Raw genomic sequence first — 17,838 nt, 5'->3', positions numbered from 1 at the left:
TAGGACCAGCCCCGGACGAATAATCGGGAATGCGGTAGCCAACCCGCGCATCAGAGCTTGATCACCGATGTCCTTCGGTTCCGCCTCCACCCATGCGCGATCAGATTGAACAGCCGACCATCTCGATCGGAGGACATCGTGCATCCAAGGTGTTGACAGCGGACGTCAGAGCGGTGTTCTCAGGCCACCGCCGTGATCGACCTCTCGGCATAGGCCCAAGGCAACAGGTCGTCGAGCTGGCTATTCGGGTGGCCGTTGACGACCCTGGTGATGACGTCCGTCCAGGTAGGCCATGGGCTCGACCCCATTAAGCTTGGCCGTTTATGCCGACCGGCGAACTATGCCGATTAATCAAGTTTTTGCCAACGTTTCCGGCACATAGCGGTAGCCTGATCGGCATAGCGTAGGGTCTCTCCGTCGCAATTGACGCGAAGGAGAGGACACATGACCGCAAGTGACTATTTGAAGCGCCGCGCACTGTATCGGAAGCTGATCCACGGTCCATATCGGGAGTTTGCGCGCGTTTACGCCACGAAGATGTCGAACGAAGGTTTGGGTCGGCATTGCACGCGGCGCTCGTTAAGCCTGTTTCGGGACCTCATGGACTGGTATGTTGGCAATGGACATCATCCGCAGGATTTAAGCGAAGCTCATGTCGATCGTTTTCTTGAGCATCGTTTCGAACACTGGAGCCCCGACACGGGCGACCGATCAGCGCTCCGACGCTTACTCTCCGCGCTACGGGAAGAGGGCTTAATACCAGCTGCCCTCCCGGTTGAGCGCACAGAGCACGAGCAGATTATCGATGTATTCGCGGCATATTTGTCGAATGAGAGAGGGCTCGCTGCCTCGGCGGTGGAAAGCCACAAGCTTCTGTCACATCGATTTCTGCGGGAGGTCTGTCCTGCCGGCGCGGACGGGTTTGCAGCGGTTACCCCGGAGGTCGCCATCGGTTATGTCGAGCGGCATGCGCTCGATGGCTCCGCCGACAGCGGCAAGGCAATGTGCGGAGTCGTGCGTGCCTTTCTGCGTTACTTGCATTTGAAGGGCTTCATTTCGGCTGCGTTGGCCGATTGCGTGCCGTCTATCCGCCCTGGCGACTTGCCAGCCTCCCAACATTCCTGCCGCCAGAGAAGGTCCAGAAGGTTCTCGATGCCTGTGACCGGACGACGGCAATGGGTCGTCGGGACTATGCGGTTCTGATGATCCTGGCCAAGCTCGGTTTGCGCGCCAGCGAAGTTGCCACCCTCAATCTTGACGATATCGACCGGCGGTCGGGTACAATCCTCGTGCACGGCAAGGGGCGGCGGCAAGCGATTATGCCGCTACGTCACGACGTCGGAACAGCGATTGTGGCTTATATCCGGCAAGGACGGCCCGCTTCCACGTGCCGGCGACTGTTCTTGCGAACACTTGCGCCGTACGTCGGTTTTGCCTCCGGCTGCGCCATCACGATGATCGCGAAGCAAGCACTCGAACGGGCAGGCATTGACGGCTGTGCCCATCACGGTGCCTATCTTTTCCGCCACAGCCTCGCGACCGACCTTTTGCGATCGGGCGCCAGCTTTGCCGAGATTGGGCTGGGATAATACAAATACGACGGTCCGGCACGACGCTTGTCGGCATTCGTCACCTTCATGGAAGCCTGCGGCGCCGACACCATCACGACTGATCTGGCGATGGAGTGGGTGACGTCGATGGGCCGACAGCCGAGCTGGTCCATCCGCCTGGCTGATGTGCGCTGCTTTGCCCAGCACCTCAGTCATTTCGATCCTCTGACGGAAGTGCCGCCGAGCGACGCTGTGCCGCCGGCACGGCGGACAAAGCCCTACATCTATAGCGACATCGAGATTCAGGCGCTTCTGGCGGCAGCCCTGTCGCTGCCGCCGGCCAATGCCCTTCGACGCTGGACGTATCACTGCCTGTTCGGACTGATAGCGGTGGCCGGACTGCGCCATTCTGAAGCGCTCGGCCTGCTCCGGGACGACGTCGATCTCGATCAGGGCGTCCTCACCATTCGAGAGACAAAGTTCGGTAAGTCACGGCTGGTCCCGCTGCATGCGACGACAATCGCCGTTCTTTCAGACTATGCCGCCCGACGTGACGCACACCTTGGTACGCCGCGCAGTCCCTATTTTTTCGTCGCCGAACAGGGCGGCAGATTACTGCATCAGTACGTGCACCGCGTGTTCTGGTGACTATCCCGGCAAATCGGATTACGGCAGGAGGGGGATCGCGATGGTCCTCGGGTTCATGATCTTCGTCACCGTTTCGCCGTCCAGACCCTGATCAACTGGCATCGCGCTGGTGAAGACGTGGAACGCGAACTGCCGGTTCTCTCGACCTTCCTCGGCCATGCCAATGTTCGCGACACCTACTGGTACCTGTCCGCCGCGCCAGAACTGATGAATCATGCCGTACGGCGACTGGATAAGCGGTGGGAGGTTCGGTCATGAGACGCACGAACGACCTGGCCGTGCTGATCGAGCGGTGGTTCACAGATCGGCTCATGAGGCATCGAGGTGTAAGTTCCAACACCATTGCCTCCTATCGCGACACTTTCAGGCTCCTGTTTGCGTTCGCACAGACGCGCCTTGGGAGATCCCCATCTCAATTGACGCTGCGGGATTTGGACGCGCCTTTCATCTGCGCATTCCTGGAAGACCTTGAGACGCAGAGAGCCGCCTCGGTGAGGACCCGGAATCTCCGCCTCACAGCCATTCGATCTTTCTTCCGATATGCAGCGTTCGAGGAGCCGGCACATAGCGCCCACATTCAGCGTGTGCTCGCGATCCCCCGCAAGCGATGCGACAAGCGGCAGGTTCAGTTTCTAACCAGGCCCGAGATTGAAGCGATCCTGGACTGCACGGATCGAAGCACGTGGCTGGGACGCCGCGATTACACCCTGCTATTGCTGGCTGCGCAAACGGGGCTGCGGGTCTCGGAGATCATCGACCTTGACCGAGACTCGGTAACGCTCGGCCAGGGCGCGCATGTGCGATGCGTTGGAAAGGGCCGCAAAGAGCGATGTACGCCGCCCACAAAGATTGCAAAGCAAGCCCTCCGTTGTTGGCTCAAGGAAGCAGGGAGGCGAGGCGCGACGGCTCTCTTTCCGAACATGCGCGGTGGCAAGCTCAGCGCCGACGGTGTGCAGGCCCTTCTGAACAAATATGTCGCCAAAGCGCGCCAGCACTGCGCCTCCCTTCGCTCAAAGCGGGTATCGCCCCCATGTCTTACGGCACTATCCACCCCGGCCGACTATGTCGGGTAGCTAGAGTTCGATAAAAGATTTCAATGCTTTATAGATAGCGTGTAGAGATAGTTCGTAGCCCTTCCAGCAATTGGGAAGGGAGCGAAGAATGAAGTATTTCGTCAATGCTGATTTTGCGCGCTGTCGCGGCCGCCAGAGGGCCCGGTGGCGACTTACATTATTCCGTTTGCCGAATGGCTCGGTGATCGAGGCTACGGTCTTGTTTCCATGAGGAACCAGGTGCTGATGGCTGCAGGCTTCAGCAGTTGGCTTCGGCAAGAGGGGATTGCGCTCAGCGACATAAATGGAGAGCATCCTGAACGTTATTTGCTGGACCGAGCGCAGCGGCCAAAGCTTGGAGATGACGCCGCTCTTCGACATCTGCCAATGACACGCCATACATCACGACGGAACTGGCCCTTGCCTGGGCTCAGCGACCGTCGCGAGCGCAGCCTTCGCATTGGGCGAACCGGCTGGGCTACGTCCGCGAATTCGCCCGTTATCGGGCTGCCGCCGATCCGCGAACTCAGATTCCTCCAGAGGGTTTGCTTCCCTTTCGCCCAACGCGAGCACGACCGCATTTCTATTCAAGGGGAGACATTCAACGCCTCCTGTCGGCCGCGCTGGAGATGCCGTGCCGATATACCCGCTGCAGGCTCAGGCCATGGACATATTATTGCCTGTTCGGATTGTTGAGCGTTTCCGGCCTGCGGATCGGCGAGGCCCGCAACCTCAAGGTTTCGGACATTGATTTCGATGCCGCGGTGCTGACGATCCGCGGCACGAAGTTCGGAAGTCCCGTCTTGTGCCGATGACGTGCGCAGTGCTCCGGGATTATCTCAAACGCCGACGACAGCATTGTGCAGCGCAGGCGGCACCTCCCTATTTATTCACTTCGCAACTTGGCAATCGTTTGATGTCGGCGACATTCACCGAACATTCTATGCTCTGTCTCGCCAGATCGGCCTGCGCGGCGCAACTGACAGCCATGGTCCGCGGCTGCATGACATGCGGCATGTGTTCGCGACGAACACGCTGGTGCGCTGGTACGAAGCCGAGCAAGATCCCGAGCGGCTCCTGCCCATTCTGTCCACCTATCTCGGTCATGTCCACGTGGCCGATACCCAATGGTACCTCACCGGTTCACCCGAGCTGATGCAAGAAGCAATGCGCCGCCTTGAACGTCACTGGGAGGATCGGACATGACCACGCATGCCAGCCTGGCGCCACTCCTAGAGCGCTTTTTCATCCAACGCCTGATGCAACAGCGGCAGGCAAGCCCCCATACGATCAGTTCCTATCGCGATACATTTCGGCAATTGTTGAAGTTCGCAGAGCGAACATTGCACAAGCCGCCCTCTCGCCTGAACTTCGAGGAAATCGACGCGCCGCTGATCGTTGCCTTCCTTGATGACCTGGAGAACCGCCAGGGTATCAGCGTCCGCAGCCGCAATTTACGTCTCACGGCGATTCACTCTTTCTTTCGCTATGCGGCTTTCGAGGTACCCGAGCATTCCGCCCAAATTCAACGCGCGCTTCTTCCCAGCAAGCGCTTCACTCGAACCATGGTCAATTTCCTCACCCGTCCGGAGGTCGATGCCTTGCTGGCCGCACCGGACCGGTCGACCTGGTCCGGACGCCGTGACCACACGTTCCTCCTGGTCGCCGAGCAGACCGGATTGCGGCTATCGGAGATCACCGGTCTCAAGCGCGACGATCTCTTCTTCGGCACGGGGGCCCACCTGCGCGTCATTGGTAAAGGGCGCAAGGAACGCTGTACCCCGTTCGCCAAGTCTACGACCGCGGTCTTGAGAAATTGGCTGAAAGAGCCACAGCGCGGAGACCAAGATATCCTGTTTCTCAGCGCCAGAGGTGAGCGGCGTAACCATCCGGCAAAGGCCGCAGTCGAGGCTTCGGCGTGGTTCGCGAGAGCTAGCTTGCCTTAGGATCCGAAATGCCGACAGCAGACCTGAGCGAATGCCCTTGGGTTAGATTCTCAAACGCGATGGGCCGCCTCCAGCCCCTTCGAGCTTTTGCCACGTCCGGCGCCCACCCTGCCACCCGCCAAGCCTGAGTACCTTCTGAGCTCCCGATGGCCCGTCCGGGGCCGGAAGTGGCGGATATCTTCCGCCGCTACGGCGAGGCCTATCGTGCCCAGCACACATCGCTGTCGACCGCTCAGCGCCGTGTCATGACGGCGATCGAGTTGTGCCGGACCGCCGCGCTCGGTGGGCACGTCGAAGCGTGCGATCAATGCGGCCACCGGCGCATCGCCTTCAACAGCTGCTGCGACAGGCATTGCCCCCGCTGCCAATCGCTCGCCCGTGCGCAATGGCTGGAGGATCGTCGCGCCGAGCTGCTCGACACACAGTACTTTCACGTCGTCTTCACACTGCCGGAGGCCATTGCCGCGATCGCTTACCAGAACAAGGCGCTCGTCTACGGTCTGCTTTTCCGTGCCACCGCCGAGACGCTGCGCACCATCGCCGCCGATCCCAAACATCTCGGCGCCGAGATCGGCTTCTTCGCCGTGCTGCACACCTGGGGGCAAAATCTGCTGCACCATCCGCACCTGCACTGCGTCGTGCCGGGGGGCGGGTTCTCGCCGGACGGCATGCGATGGATCGCCTACAAGCCGGGCTTCTTCCTGCCGGTACGCGTGCTCTCGCGCCTGTTCCGACGCTTGTTCCTGGAGTTCCTGGAGAAAGCCTTCGACGCCGGCAAGCTGCAGTTCTTCTCCGACTTACGAGCGCTGAGCGAACGCAACGCCTTCCGGCGCTATCTGGCGCCGCTGCGAAAGGCCGACTGGGTGGTCTACGCCAAGCCGCCCTTCGCCGGACCCGAACAGGTGCTCGATTACGTCGGCCGCTACACGCACCGCGTCGCCATATCCAACAACCGCCTCGTCGATATCGCGGATGGCGCGGTGCGCTTCCGCTGGAAGGATTATCGGCACGGCGACCGGCAAAAGGTCATGACCGTCTCGACCGACGAATTCATCCGCCGCTTTCTGTTACACGTCCTGCCCGAGGGCTTCCACCGGATCCGCTATTACGGCTTCCTCGGCAATCGCTATCGCGAACAGAAACTTGCCCTTTGCCGCGACCTGCTCGGTATGGCGGTGCCAGAGCCATCACAGAGCCGAGCCTCGAAGGACTACCGCGATCGCTACGAGGAACTTACCGGGTGTTCCCTCAGGCAATGCCCGGCCTTTCGTCAAGGGCAGATGATCACCATCGAAACCTTCGACGGCGTCACCGGACCGCCGCGATACTGGGATACGTCATGAAAGAAGCGCACCGCTTTCATCGTCACCGTCGCACCGTTCCGCCGGAAACCGGTCGGGCCCTGCGAAGGTGCGTGCCGTCGCGCCTACCAGTTCCTTCCGCCAGGTCGCGATGGCATTCTTTACCCTTGTCGAGTTCGAAATCGGCGTTGCTTCCGTCCCGTGCACCCCGCGGCGGCGCAGGTCAATACCGCCCCTGCGACGCCCTTCCTTGGAGCCGCACCATTCAATACCCATAGAACCAGAATCGCGCCGGCGGCTTAGCCCAACACGTTTTAGCTCACCGTCGCTATCGGCCTCGGTCTGCCTCTCATCGTCGATATCAGCGACGCTAAGCTAAAAACCCTCTGCATTATGTGCCCGGCGAGATTATGTGGCGGAGCCGTCCCGGCGTCAGCCGAGGCCTGCCAAATCTGGAATTCTCCGCCACATAATATTCAGATACTGTTCAGTAGTTGCAGCACGGCGTCATTTGGTCGGAAACGGACGCCAAGATCGCCGGCGACTCCAGCTTTCTCGAGACCTTTGCGCATCATCTCGACATCGGCGGCGGCATAGCGATGGGTTGTGGCGACCTGTGCGTGCCCGAGCCAGGCTTGGATCGTCAAAAGGTCCACGCCCGACTGGAGAAGCTTCATCGCCAGTGAGTGTCGGAAGATGTGGGGCGATATACGCTTTTGGGCCAAGGCCGGCCTGATGGTCACAGCCTGGGCCGCCGCACGCCGCACGATATGGGTTGCTCCGAAGCGCGTCAGGCGCTTGTTGCGGGCAACGAATATCGGTCGAGGCTCGTGGTTTGCGATTCCATGCTCGGCCAACAAGGCCGTCAGTGCTCTCGCCAGATCTTGAGGTATGGGGATGACACGGTCTCTGCGCCCTTTGCCGCGCAACAGCACTTGCGGGTGCGACCGCTCCAACTGAAGAGCGTTTGCGTTGACGCCGGTAGCTTCGGAGACCCGCGCGCCGGTTCGGGCCAAGAACAGTAGAAACGTACGGTCACGCCGACCACGCGACGTCCTTGGATTGGGCGCCGCAATGAGGGCGTCCACTTCGGCCTTGGTGAGGTGGTGCATCACCTCGATGTGCGCCCGTTTTAAGGGAATCGTCAGCACGCGTGGGGCGACACCGAAGGATGCCGGGTCGGCGGCTGCGACATGGTGGAAGAAAGATCGAATTGCTGCAAGGCGGGCATTGCGCGTGGCGACGGAGTTGTTCCGCTTCTCTTCGAGTTCGTCGAGAAAGGCGAGAACGAGGTCTCGATCGAGATCTTCGAGCGCCAACGCCGCCGGCTTCTTTCGCAGCCGGGCGGCGGCAAAGAGGATCAGCATGCGCAAGGCGTCGCGATAACTGGCCACGGTCGCGGGAGTGGCGTTGCGCTGTTTGGTCAGGCGCCGGCGAAAGTAAGACTCCAGGAGTGGCGCCAGGAGTAGGTGTTCACTCATGATGCGGCTCCATCGCGGAAGGCGCGCTCCGCCGCCATGGCGAGAAGATCCACCGAGCCAGTGAGGTAGTAGGCTGTGTCGCTGTAGCTGGCGTGGCCGAGATAGGTGGCGAGCAACGGGAGCAGCGCCTGGACGTTGGCGCGCTGTTGATGCCAAAGGCCCAGGCGGGTCACGGCAAACCGGTGCCTCAGATCGTGCGGTCGCAACGGTTTGCCGTCATCAAGGGCGGCGATCTTGCGGACCTGAGCAAATCCGCTCTGTAAGCCAGTCGCCGAGAGGCGGTTTCCACGAGAGCTGAGGAAAAAGGCCTGGTCCTTGGGACTGGGAAAAGCGGCATCGCGCTCACGGGCATAGCGACGAAGCGCTGTTTGGGTCGTCGTGTGAACCGGCACGAGACGATCCTTGCGGAACTTCGTCTTCCGCACGAGGAGAACTCCGTTGGTTAGATCGACGTCGGAACGATCAAGCCTGACCACTTCGCCCGATCTCAGTCCCGAGCTTGCTAACAGTCCGATCAGCGTCGCCATCGTCCGCCCTCTGAGAGGGATATCTGGAGAAATGCGGGCGCACGCGTCGATGAGCGATGCCAACTCTGCCTCGCTGAGGATACGTGGCGGCGGAATCGCCCTGGATCTAGGGAAGGCTCTGCCCTCTAAGGCTTGGGTTTGAGCGTCATAGACGGCGAGATACTCGTAGAACCGGCGGAGGACGCCGTGACGAGTGGCGCGGCTGTTGGCGGCGCCGCCGAACGACAGGACGAAGTCCAGCGCCATCGTCCGGGTGGCGGGCGCATCGAATTGAGCGCGTTCAACGTAGCGGACAAAAGCCCGCAACGTGCCGGCTTGTTTGCTGAAGGCATAGCCGAGCGAGTGGCGCAGTTCAATGTAACACTCAGCCTTCTCGCCGAGGAATACGGCAAAGGCGGTCATGCAGCGCCTCCCGGAAAGGGGAGTGCGACCTCGGCGAGCTGCGAGGTCGTAACCTTTACGTAAAGCGCCGTTGTGTTGATGCTCCGGTGATCAAGAAGATCGGCGACCTCGTTGATTGGCCTTCGCTGCCCAACAAGCTGGGTGGCGAGGCTGTGGCGCAGGAGATGTACACCTGCGACCCGCCCGAGTTCGACCCCGCCATGCCGCAATCGCTTCCGCACGATCCTTGAAACAGGCGCCGCAAACTTGAACGGTGCCACCGGCGGCGTGAACGACAGGAACAGAAACGGACTAGCCACTTTCGGTCTAGCGCGCAGGATGTAATCGGCGAGTGCGGCGCCGGTCTCTTCAAGGAGTGGCACTACCCGATCACGCTTGCCCTTGGTGCGCCGGACAAAAACCTCGCCAGTACGCCAGTCGACATCCCGCAGCCGAATGGCGCGTAACTCGCCGTTGCGAATGCCCGTGGTGGCGAGCAGCAGCAGGACGGCTCGATCGCGGATATCGACCGGCGTCGTTGCGCCGATCGCATCGACTGCGCGCCGAACGTCACCCCATGCAAGGCGCGGCGGCAGATGCGCCAAACGCCAATAAGGCGTCCTCGGGACGATGCGGGCGAGATCTTAGTGATGGTGGCCAGCCCAACATAAGAACCGAAGAAACGTTCGAATGTGAGAAGTCGCTGCCGTGCGGGTGCCGGAGGTCGCCGATAGCGACAGCCGATGCTCGACAGCAGCGAGCACGTGCTCAGCTGTCAACGCCTCAAGATTTTGGCCGGGGTGGCGATGGCGGAACCAATCCAGAAAGCGGCGGCCGCCCAGAAGAACACCTTCGCGGGTCTTCGGCTCCAGGCCCCGTATCGTGCGCAGATAGTCCGAAAACGAGGCCAGAAGCAGAGCATCCGGGTCAGCCTCTTCACTTAGAACGGAAATAATGAACCGCTCCGGAGCCACTCCTCGTGCGTGTTCCAGAGCCGATACGGCCCCGATGCGCGGGGTATCCGTAGTAAACGTGCCCAAATAGCGGTCGATGACATCTTGATGGATCGGCATCGGACCACAGCGCGCTTGAGCACCCCACGATACGAGAAATAGAACTCGAGCATGTTGTCCCTCCGGAATAGCGGCGCGCGGGGGGATCCCGCAACCATCCAAGAGGCACGAAATATTATGTGGCGGAGAATTCCAGATCTGGCAGGCCTCGGCTGACGCCGGGACGGCTCCGCCACATAATCTCGCCCGACACATAACATCGGATCGCGCTTCAACGTCTCCTGCACCATCCGCGACAGACCGGGAAAGCCCCTGCGCATATCCGTATAGCCAGTGGCCAGCCACACCTTCACACCGCTCGGCACCGGGATCATCGCCGCTCCAGCACATCGAGAATCCGGGCCAGGGCTTCCGTATCGACGTCGCTCTCGACCCGGAGACGACGACCGCCGCCAAGCTCGATCATCACCATGCTTGCCTTCTTGCGCGGCCGGGAGACCGGCGGCGGCTCGGGTGGGACCGCTGGCCCTGGCAGCGCTTCGACGACCTCCACCGGACGAGCTGCGGGATGGACGGCGCGGAGATCTGGCAGAGTTCCTTACGCCAGCGGAAAAGCTGGCTCACATGGATTCCCGCCGAGCGCGCGATCTCCGAAACATTGGCCGTCGGCTCGAGCGTCGCCGCGACCAACCGCTCCTTCTCCTCTCGAGACCAGCGTCGACGCCGCTCGACCGATGTAATCACCTCAACAAGCTGCTTTGTCATAGGACTAACCCTAGTGTTTGCACTAGGACTTGCAGCCTTCAGGCCACCTCAGCAAGGCGGCCGTCACCGTGGGGATACTGAGCGGCTGAGCGTTCATGGCGTTCAGTACAGGCCGGCATCGATCGCGCCGTCATCGCCCTATGACTCGGTCATGAATCGGTCGAGACGACACAAATCTACCTCGAGGCGACGTTGGCGATGAAACAGGCGGCGTTGGCAAAGACGTCCCCATATGCCGGTAAGTCGTCCCGCTTCCGGCCCGGGTCAATTCTTCGATTCGCTTGACAGTTCGTTACCGTATTCCCGACTGTTGGTCCGGGACGCTGTCATATTGTCGAGTTTGTTCAGGCCGCGACATGGCTGTGCACGACCATACTTCCGATTGACTCTCTAAGCCACTGAATATCATGGAGGGACCAGCCCAATGGGTATTTGCGCAGTTGGCACAACTCTTGAAGCGATCTCATTGCCAAGCGGAGGAGCCGCTGACTAATGCCCATCTCGCGGGTGGACGAGGTTTATACGTTCGATTTCGACTAAAGCAGCCACATTGGCACGAGTCTTGAATCTTCCAATCGCGAGGCGGCGGAGTTGCTGAGCAGCATTTATGTCGCGGAACCGCAATTCATGGAACGAGGAAGAATGGAACATGTCAGGCGCTACGTCAGATCGCGTAACAGAAAGAGAACATCGGCGAGTCCACCACCTCGCGAATTTCGTCGCCGCATGACAGAAGATCCTCATCGTAGCTGTGACCATAGCAAACTTTGGCGTGGTGTCGAGCGTACTCTTGGGTTGAAGCGGCTTGTAGGCCAACGCAACGTTGCTACTAAAACAATCGCAAAATGGTGCTCCAACGGAGGTCTGACATGCTAACCACGAACGCAACAGACAATCGCAATAACGCTTGGGATGACTGGCGTTGGCAACTTGCCAACAGCGTCACTACCATCGAGGCGCTTAAGCAACATATAAACGTTAGCCCTGAAGAAGAAGAGACCTTCCACCTGGTGAGCGAGCGGTATAGCTTCCGGGTGACGCCTTATTACCTCTCCCTCATAAACGAAGAGGATCGAAACGATCCAGTTCGCCTACAAGCTGTCCCTGATATCCAAGAGCTTGAAGATATCTTCCATATTGAGCAGCTCCCCTCATTCCACCGATCAGCAGTTGATTCCGAAAACCCTCTTTGGAAGGAGGGGAAGACCGACGTCAGTTGCATCGTTCACAGGTACCCCGACCGCGTACTGTTCCATGTTACCAACTTCTGTGCCACCTACTGCAGGCACTGCTCGCGCAAGGTTCACGCCGGGCAGGATTCAATCGTCACTGATCGAGCTCTAATAGACAGGGGCATAGCGTACATTGCCGAGCGGCCGGAGATTCGTGACGTACTGTTAAGCGGAGGTGATCCGCTGACCGTTGCCGACACTAAACTAGAATACGTACTGTCACGGCTCAGGCAACTTCAGCACGTTCAGATCATTCGAATCGGCACCCGAACACCCGTGACGATGCCACAACGGATCACGCCGGAGTTCTGCCAAATGGTCAAAAAGTACCATCCCGTCTGGGTCAACACTCATTTTAATCACCCCAACGAGATCACGCCAGAAGCGAAAATTGCCATCGAACGGCTACTCGAAGCGGGAGTGCCGGTCGGCAATCAGTCTGTGCTCTTGAAAGGCATCAACGACTCTGTCGAGGTTATGAAAGAGCTGGTCCACAAACTCCTTATTGCACGTGTGCGACCATACTATTTGTACCACGCCGACTTGGTGCGGGGCGCTGAGCACTTCAGAACATCGATTGATGTTGGCATGCACATTATTGAGAATTTGCGTGGGCACACAACAGGCTTTGCCGTGCCGCAATATGTAATTTGCACTCCGCTCGGCAAAACACCACTCAATCCCAATTACGTGGTGGGGACTGGACCCGGCTACGTCGTTCTTCGCAACTATGAGTGGAGAACCTGGAGAGACCCGGACAGACTGGATCTTATCTAAGGGCTTCAAGAAGCACAGCAATGGAGCGCTCGGATTCGCTCCGTTAATTGGAAAAAAGGACAAGAATTGGTCTTTGGTATCGAGCGTTCGTGGCGATCGGCGGATCGCCCCATATCGAAGCCGTCTGTAATGCCTCTGGAACTGCCGGGCTGGACCGAAAAACTGTCCAATGGTCAGCAACAGTTCCGCGTCGACTTAGGAGCGAACATATGAGTGAACTCGATAGAGTCCGGACGACACTTAAAGCTAGTCAACAGCGAACCTTCCCGCGGCAGATACAGGAGTTCGGCCTAGATCTAATCCTACGAGAAGGCGTTTTTCCTCCCGAAGATTTCCCGAGTTGGCGTTGGTTTAGCGAGAACTTCCCCCCATTTGCTGGAAAGACGATCTTGGAAATCGGCTGCGGTTTCGGTCTCCCTGGCCTCTTGTTGGCAAAGAATGGTGCGCTGTCGTTGTTAGCCTGCGATATCAATTCAAGGGCTGTCGCAAACACGTTGGAGAACGCCGTAAGAAACGGTATTAAGAACGTCGAAGTGATCGAAAGCGATATCTTCAGTAACATTCCTCTTGGTAGGAAGTTTGACATTATTTTTTGGAACTACCCTTGGAACTTCGCTCCAGAACATTTTGAATTTATGCATGAGCTCGAGCGTGGAGCAGTTGATCCTGGTTACGGCCTGCTCGAGAGATTTCTCTCGGAAGGCAGAGAATTTCTTACCGAAATAGGCCAAATCCTTTTAGGATTCGGCACTAACGCCCGTGACGATCTCCTCGAACGAATCATAGCTGCGAATGATCTTGAATCGGTGATGCTGAGGTCGGGCACGTACCCCAATGTCAACTTCGCTTATAGGCTGTTCTCAATACGATGTAAGGGGACAAACGGACCGCCCAAGCGTCAACCACGTGCGGTCAACCGCCGTGCCCTCCCCGGTAACCGTGATTGATCGACCGAAGAGGAAAGGAACATGTCAAGTCTGCGTCAGACCGCGTGCTACGGAAACACGGACGTCGGCAAGAGTGGCAATACGTTCCGGCTCGTGCCGCGCCGACCTCGCGCGTATCCCACTGCTGCCGTTGCCGCGATGGCTGTTTCCACTCCGTACTCCCGTCGGACTAGGCGCGGAACGCCCCGGTTAGTCCACCTGCAATTAATGTTCAGAGTCCAATTTCAAGTCGATCCCTGCAACTCACTCCAAAAGGTAATCGTATGCAAGTAGCGCTCATCTATGGCGGCCGGTCCGTGGAGCACGACTGGTCGATCGCGATTTACAATCACTTCGCTGAAGTCCTCAACAATGCTCGAGATTCAGATGTTTCACCGGCGTTCGTCTACTACATCAGCCGAACCGGCGACCTCCTCAGGCTTGCACTGGAGGGGGGTCGCCTTCCGAAGCACCCCGAATTCACAGCTCGCGCCGAAACCCACGCGCTTGCGTCTCTTGCTCAGTTCCTTAGAAGCGACGGCGTATTCGTCTTCTCACTTCTTCAGGGTCAGGACGGAGAGGATGGCCAAATCCAGGCTCTTGCGCAGTTCTACGACATTCCCGGCAGCTTTGGCGACAAGATTGCGGCCATGCTCGCAACAGATAAGTATCTACAAGGCGTAGTAGCCAATCGGCTTTGCCCCGAGTTGACCCCCATTCCAACGGTCCACGTCGTCCAACGCAATCTCGAACCGGGTTTCGCAGAGGCCCTACGGCGTCTTGCTGGTCCGTGCGTACTAAAACCGAACACTCTCGGAGGGTCCTTCCTCACCGAGTACACGGACGAGCTTTCGGCGGACCGCCTCCATTCCTATTCCGAACGGGTTGCTCTGCATGACCCCTCGTTCTTGGTTCAAGAGCGAATAGTTGGGACAGAGTACACGTGCGGCGTTTTGATTGATCGCCATGAGGTCATGGCGCTGCCGGTTGCACGCATCAACAATCCCTCGGGCTTCCTTGGCTATGATCAGAAGACGAAGAAAGGCTACTCTGTTGACTTCCTTGATGTGGAGGACACCGTTCAAACCCGTCTCTCCTCAATTTCCAAACGGATTGCTCGGGAGTTCAGGGTCCATACATTCGGCCGCCTAGACTTCATCGTTGACGAGCAGCAACGTGTTCACTTCCTCGAACTAAACTTGATTCCGGGCCTAACGGCGGAAGCCATCTTTCCCAAGATGCTCACAAAAGCCGGCTTTGACCTGTGTCACCTCATTCGAATGGCTGCCGCCAATGAGATGGGTGAACGGCGCCGAGAAGAGATTCGTAAGATCGAGGCGAGCCGCATCCGTGTGCCCTGGGGACGTTCAACGGTAGTGGAGGCGGAAACTGCTTGCAAACAGTCATCATAGGCGCCGCGCGTACCCAGACGTGGCATTATCTTGAAGCGCATTTCCCGCGCTGACAGGTCGAGATTAGCAATCGGTGCAGAAGCTGAGTTTGGTTAGGCAATCTTGGTGACTGCTACGGTACCAGGGAGATCATCTTTGTTTCTTAAAGCGGACGGAACTGAAGTATGGCTGCGGAGCTCAAGGAGGTTGGCGTATCTGTCCCTTGCTGGCGAAATTGAAACATCAGAGGAGTATTCCACAATCCGATCAAGGCTGTGCCGAGCCTATGAGTTGCTTCCGAAGTTGCCTCCGACGACGCGTTGCTGATCCGAGAACTCGAGGACAGCGGCGCGGCGTTAGTCTTCTGCGCCCGACCCGACAAGAATTGCGCCTTGCTGCTCTTAGGAAAATTTGTCCCGTCCAGAGAAAGACGAAAAACCGGTACGGTGCTTGAGAAGCTCGTCAAAGTGGTAGGGGGTTGTACTGATGAAATTTGCCTACGAGCCGGCGTGACCATCCGCTTCGAGGTCGTGCAACCGGAGCTCGCAACGGGAGACTTCGATTTGCAGTAACATTGAGGCCAATATCCAACGCAAGATTCCGCGGTCGAGGTAAGGAGCAAGAGGATGGTCGAGAGCAGCAACAAAAGTGGCGGCCAGCAAAGCTCCCTCAGGACGTTCAATAATCCGCAGATCGATGAGCGGCTCTATTTGGGAACGATCGAGAAAGGAATGTTAGTCCTTAATGCGTTTTGTGCCAATCCAAGACCAATGACTCTAGCAGAGGTCACAGAGGCGTCTGGGTTGAACAAGAGCGCGGCTCAGCGCGTGCTTTATACGTTGCACGCACTGCGTTATTTAACCCAGAGCGAGACCACGCGGCAGTATGCCCTCTCGACGCGTGCGATGGACCTTGGGAATGCTTATCTGCGAAGCAATCCTTTGGTGGAAGCAACATTTCCGTTATTGCTGGAGGCGAACAGGCAATCCCAGGAGACGGTCAATCTCACAGAGCTGGACGGCACAGACATCGTGTTTATCTCACGCGTACCTAGCCGGAGAATCATGAGTTCTTACGTCACTGTCGGTACTCGTCTACCTGCGTTCGCAACGGCGCCAGGCCGCGCGATTCTAGCTTATCTCGATTGGAAGATAGCAGAGCAGACCTTCGAGACCTCAGACGTGTCCGCAATTAAACGGCGTGGGATAACGGATCCAAGTGCATTGCGCACGGAACTGAAAAAAATATTCGCGAAGGGCTTTGCTGTAGCCAATCAGGAAGCGATCCCTGGGGACATTTCAACGGCGGCACCGGTCTTTGGCTACAACAATGAAGTGGTAGCCGCTGTTAACATCGCGGCATCTGCCGCGAGGTGGACCATTCAGACAGTCGAGGCGGAACTCAGCCCCATCGCTGTTGAGACAGCGCGGCAACTGTCCAAGATTGCTCTGCAATATCGGCGGCCGTGATTGACCTTGCCCCCATATGTGGAACGGCCCGCATGGCAAGAGCTTTTTCAGTCGATTTCATACATTGGAACGGTGCGGTCATATGTCCGGCCTTTGCGCGCGGCACATGGCCGCTGGCCTTGATGAGATCCGCGAACGAGGAGCTGAATCAAGTTTACGCGCTTGAGCGCATTGGGGGCAGTAGCTTCACTCGTGTCGGGATTTCGTCCCATGGGTTCATCGCCTGTTATTGCACCTTGCCCTCTGCCAGCTTGCGCCGGTCAGATCGTTTGGCGGTCACTGCGTCCATCAGACAGCGACCGCGGTAATCGCCAGTGGAGCGGCGCGCCGATAAGTCCCGCCCTGGTTCAGAAGCGCCCAGATGATCCGAGCCGTCTTGTTGGCCTGCGCGACCGCCGCAACCTTGAAGGGCCTTCTGGCGAGAAGCGCCTTCAACCACGGCCGCGTCCGAGCGTCATTTCGGGCAACCCGCAAGACGGCGGTTGCCCCGACGACGAGGAGAGCGCGAAGTTCCGGATTTCCCATCTTCGATATTCGTCCCAGTCGCTCCTTGCCTCCGCTTGAATGAGACCGCGGTGTCAATCCGAGCCAGGCGGCAAAGTGGCGAGCCGACTTGAACCCGCCGGGATCGGCACAAGCGCCTTGATTGTCGCCGCCGTAATAGCGCCTACGCCAGGAATCGTGGTCACGAGCTAGGCTTGGACGCTACCGACCGCCCGACCATTTGATGCGCTTCCTCGAAGCCCTCTGATTATGTCAAGTGCACCGAGGCGGATTTTCGAATGGTGGGGCGCCAAAGACTTCGACCCGAACAATGCTGCTTTCGCCGACCTCAACAGAGCCGTCGAAAACCTGGCCACAAAATGGGCGCGTAGATCACGCCGGAAAACCTGACAGCCCGCTACGCCAGGCGCGCCTCTGCGAACCGCACCTCATCACTATAGAACGACTTGCCGTAACCCGCGCGTACAGATGCCGCGTGGCTGCTCGGATTCTTACGCAGCTTCTTCAGCTTGGCGTTCTCTTCTTCGAGAGCCTTCAGGCGCTTCGCCTCGGAAACCTCCATGCCGCCGAATTTGGCTTTCCAGTTGTAAAAGGTCGCGTCCGAAATCCCGTGCTTGCGGCAGAGCTCGGCCACCTTCGCACCGGCCTCCTGCTCCTGCAGCACCGCAATAATCTGCTCTTCCGTAAATCTCTGCTTCTTCATGCGTCCGTCCTTCAATAGGCCGGACACTAATCCAATTCTGGAGGAAATTACCCGTGGCAGGTCACCCCGAACGTCACCCTTTCGAAAACGCCCCGGCCTGATCCGGTTTGGGTTTTCATCAAGGATCGATCTCCACCGCGTAATATAAGTCGACTCTACGACATGCACTGAA

At 58.5% G+C, this 17,838-nt stretch carries 14 protein-coding genes and 7 pseudogenes; 13 read left to right on the top strand and 8 right to left on the bottom strand.

Annotated elements, in window-relative coordinates:
• Positions 1-179: 179 nt before the first annotated feature.
• Positions 180-321: pseudogene (locus M728_RS27035) on the bottom strand (transposase domain-containing protein); the annotation flags it as partial.
• 123 nt (positions 322-444) lie between these two features.
• On the opposite strand from M728_RS27035, the gene M728_RS27030 reads away from it, so the two are divergent.
• The 8 genes and pseudogenes from M728_RS27030 to M728_RS26995 all read left to right on the top strand — a co-directional run bounded on the left by M728_RS27030 (position 445) and on the right by M728_RS26995 (position 6,539).
• The gene (locus M728_RS27030; RefSeq protein WP_245269766.1) at positions 445-1,203 is read left to right on the top strand and encodes a hypothetical protein; all 759 of its coding nucleotides are present in this window, start codon (positions 445-447) and stop codon (positions 1,201-1,203) included.
• Positions 1,176-1,589 (top strand): tyrosine-type recombinase/integrase, encoded by a 414-nt coding sequence (locus M728_RS27025; RefSeq protein ID WP_245269768.1) that lies wholly within the window; start codon positions 1,176-1,178, stop codon positions 1,587-1,589. Before M728_RS27030 ends, M728_RS27025 begins: the two co-directional genes overlap by 28 nt.
• Before the next feature lie 48 nt (positions 1,590-1,637).
• Positions 1,638-2,456, top strand: a pseudogene (locus M728_RS27020) (tyrosine-type recombinase/integrase).
• A pseudogene (locus M728_RS27015) lies at positions 2,453-3,242 on the top strand (tyrosine-type recombinase/integrase); the annotation flags it as partial. The pseudogenes M728_RS27020 and M728_RS27015, both read left to right, overlap by 4 nt.
• Positions 3,243-3,879: 637 nt before the next feature.
• Positions 3,880-4,065 (top strand): tyrosine-type recombinase/integrase, encoded by a 186-nt coding sequence (locus tag M728_RS27010; protein ID WP_370906511.1) that lies wholly within the window; start codon positions 3,880-3,882, stop codon positions 4,063-4,065.
• A gap of 43 nt (positions 4,066-4,108) precedes the next feature.
• On the top strand, positions 4,109-4,456 hold the full coding sequence (locus M728_RS27005) for a hypothetical protein (RefSeq protein WP_026622267.1): 348 nt from the start codon (positions 4,109-4,111) through the stop codon (positions 4,454-4,456).
• A pseudogene (locus M728_RS27000) lies at positions 4,453-5,130 on the top strand (tyrosine-type recombinase/integrase); the annotation flags it as partial. The gene M728_RS27005 and the pseudogene M728_RS27000, both read left to right, overlap by 4 nt.
• A gap of 212 nt (positions 5,131-5,342) precedes the next feature.
• Positions 5,343-6,539 carry an IS91 family transposase gene (locus M728_RS26995; RefSeq protein ID WP_026622268.1) on the top strand — a complete coding sequence of 399 codons (1,197 nt, stop codon included), beginning with the start codon at positions 5,343-5,345 and terminating at the stop codon, positions 6,537-6,539.
• Between the two features lie 434 nt (positions 6,540-6,973).
• Here the strand turns inward: M728_RS26995 and M728_RS26990 are convergent, their stop codons facing one another.
• The 5 genes from M728_RS26990 to M728_RS26970 all read right to left on the bottom strand — a co-directional run bounded on the left by M728_RS26990 (position 6,974) and on the right by M728_RS26970 (position 10,664).
• Positions 6,974-7,978 carry a tyrosine-type recombinase/integrase gene (locus M728_RS26990; protein ID WP_026622269.1) on the bottom strand — a complete coding sequence of 335 codons (1,005 nt, stop codon included), beginning with the start codon at positions 7,976-7,978 and terminating at the stop codon, positions 6,974-6,976.
• Entirely contained in the window at positions 7,975-8,907 is a 933-nt protein-coding gene (locus tag M728_RS26985; RefSeq protein WP_026622270.1) for a tyrosine-type recombinase/integrase, read from the bottom strand. Before M728_RS26985 ends, M728_RS26990 begins: the two co-directional genes overlap by 4 nt.
• Positions 8,904-9,491, bottom strand: coding sequence for a site-specific integrase (locus M728_RS26980; protein WP_026622271.1), 588 nt, complete (start codon positions 9,489-9,491; stop codon positions 8,904-8,906). Before M728_RS26980 ends, M728_RS26985 begins: the two co-directional genes overlap by 4 nt.
• Positions 9,492-9,530: 39 nt before the next feature.
• On the bottom strand, positions 9,531-9,959 hold the full coding sequence (locus M728_RS26975) for a hypothetical protein (RefSeq protein WP_245269773.1): 429 nt from the start codon (positions 9,957-9,959) through the stop codon (positions 9,531-9,533).
• 405 nt (positions 9,960-10,364) lie between these two features.
• Positions 10,365-10,664, bottom strand: a complete 300-nt coding sequence (locus M728_RS26970; RefSeq protein ID WP_084044632.1) for a transposase — start codon at positions 10,662-10,664, stop codon at positions 10,365-10,367.
• A 105-nt stretch (positions 10,665-10,769) separates the two neighbouring features.
• On the opposite strand from M728_RS26970, the pseudogene M728_RS26965 reads away from it, so the two are divergent.
• The 5 genes and pseudogenes from M728_RS26965 to M728_RS26945 form a co-directional block, all read left to right on the top strand.
• A pseudogene (locus tag M728_RS26965) lies at positions 10,770-10,949 on the top strand (integrase); the annotation flags it as partial.
• 584 nt (positions 10,950-11,533) lie between these two features.
• The gene (locus tag M728_RS26960; RefSeq protein ID WP_051440987.1) at positions 11,534-12,673 is read left to right on the top strand and encodes a KamA family radical SAM protein; all 1,140 of its coding nucleotides are present in this window, start codon (positions 11,534-11,536) and stop codon (positions 12,671-12,673) included.
• 209 nt (positions 12,674-12,882) lie between these two features.
• Entirely contained in the window at positions 12,883-13,620 is a 738-nt protein-coding gene (locus tag M728_RS26955; protein WP_084044633.1) for a class I SAM-dependent methyltransferase, read from the top strand.
• Positions 13,621-13,883: 263 nt separating this feature from the next.
• Positions 13,884-15,011, top strand: a complete 1,128-nt coding sequence (locus M728_RS26950; RefSeq protein ID WP_051440988.1) for a D-alanine--D-alanine ligase — start codon at positions 13,884-13,886, stop codon at positions 15,009-15,011.
• Between the two features lie 605 nt (positions 15,012-15,616).
• Complete coding sequence (locus M728_RS26945) at positions 15,617-16,459, top strand: IclR family transcriptional regulator (protein ID WP_084044634.1); 843 nt, start codon at positions 15,617-15,619, stop codon at positions 16,457-16,459.
• Between the two features lie 288 nt (positions 16,460-16,747).
• On the opposite strand, the pseudogene M728_RS26940 reads toward M728_RS26945, so the two are convergent.
• Positions 16,748-17,148: pseudogene (locus tag M728_RS26940) on the bottom strand (transposase); the annotation flags it as partial.
• Between the two features lie 311 nt (positions 17,149-17,459).
• Positions 17,460-17,666 (bottom strand): annotated as a pseudogene (locus tag M728_RS26935) (transposase); the annotation flags it as partial.
• Between the last annotated feature and the right edge of the window lie 172 nt (positions 17,667-17,838).

The organism is Ensifer sp. WSM1721 (assembly GCF_000513895.2).
Classification (GTDB): domain Bacteria; phylum Pseudomonadota; class Alphaproteobacteria; order Rhizobiales; family Rhizobiaceae; genus Sinorhizobium.
This window is presented reverse-complemented; position numbering and strand designations above follow the sequence as displayed.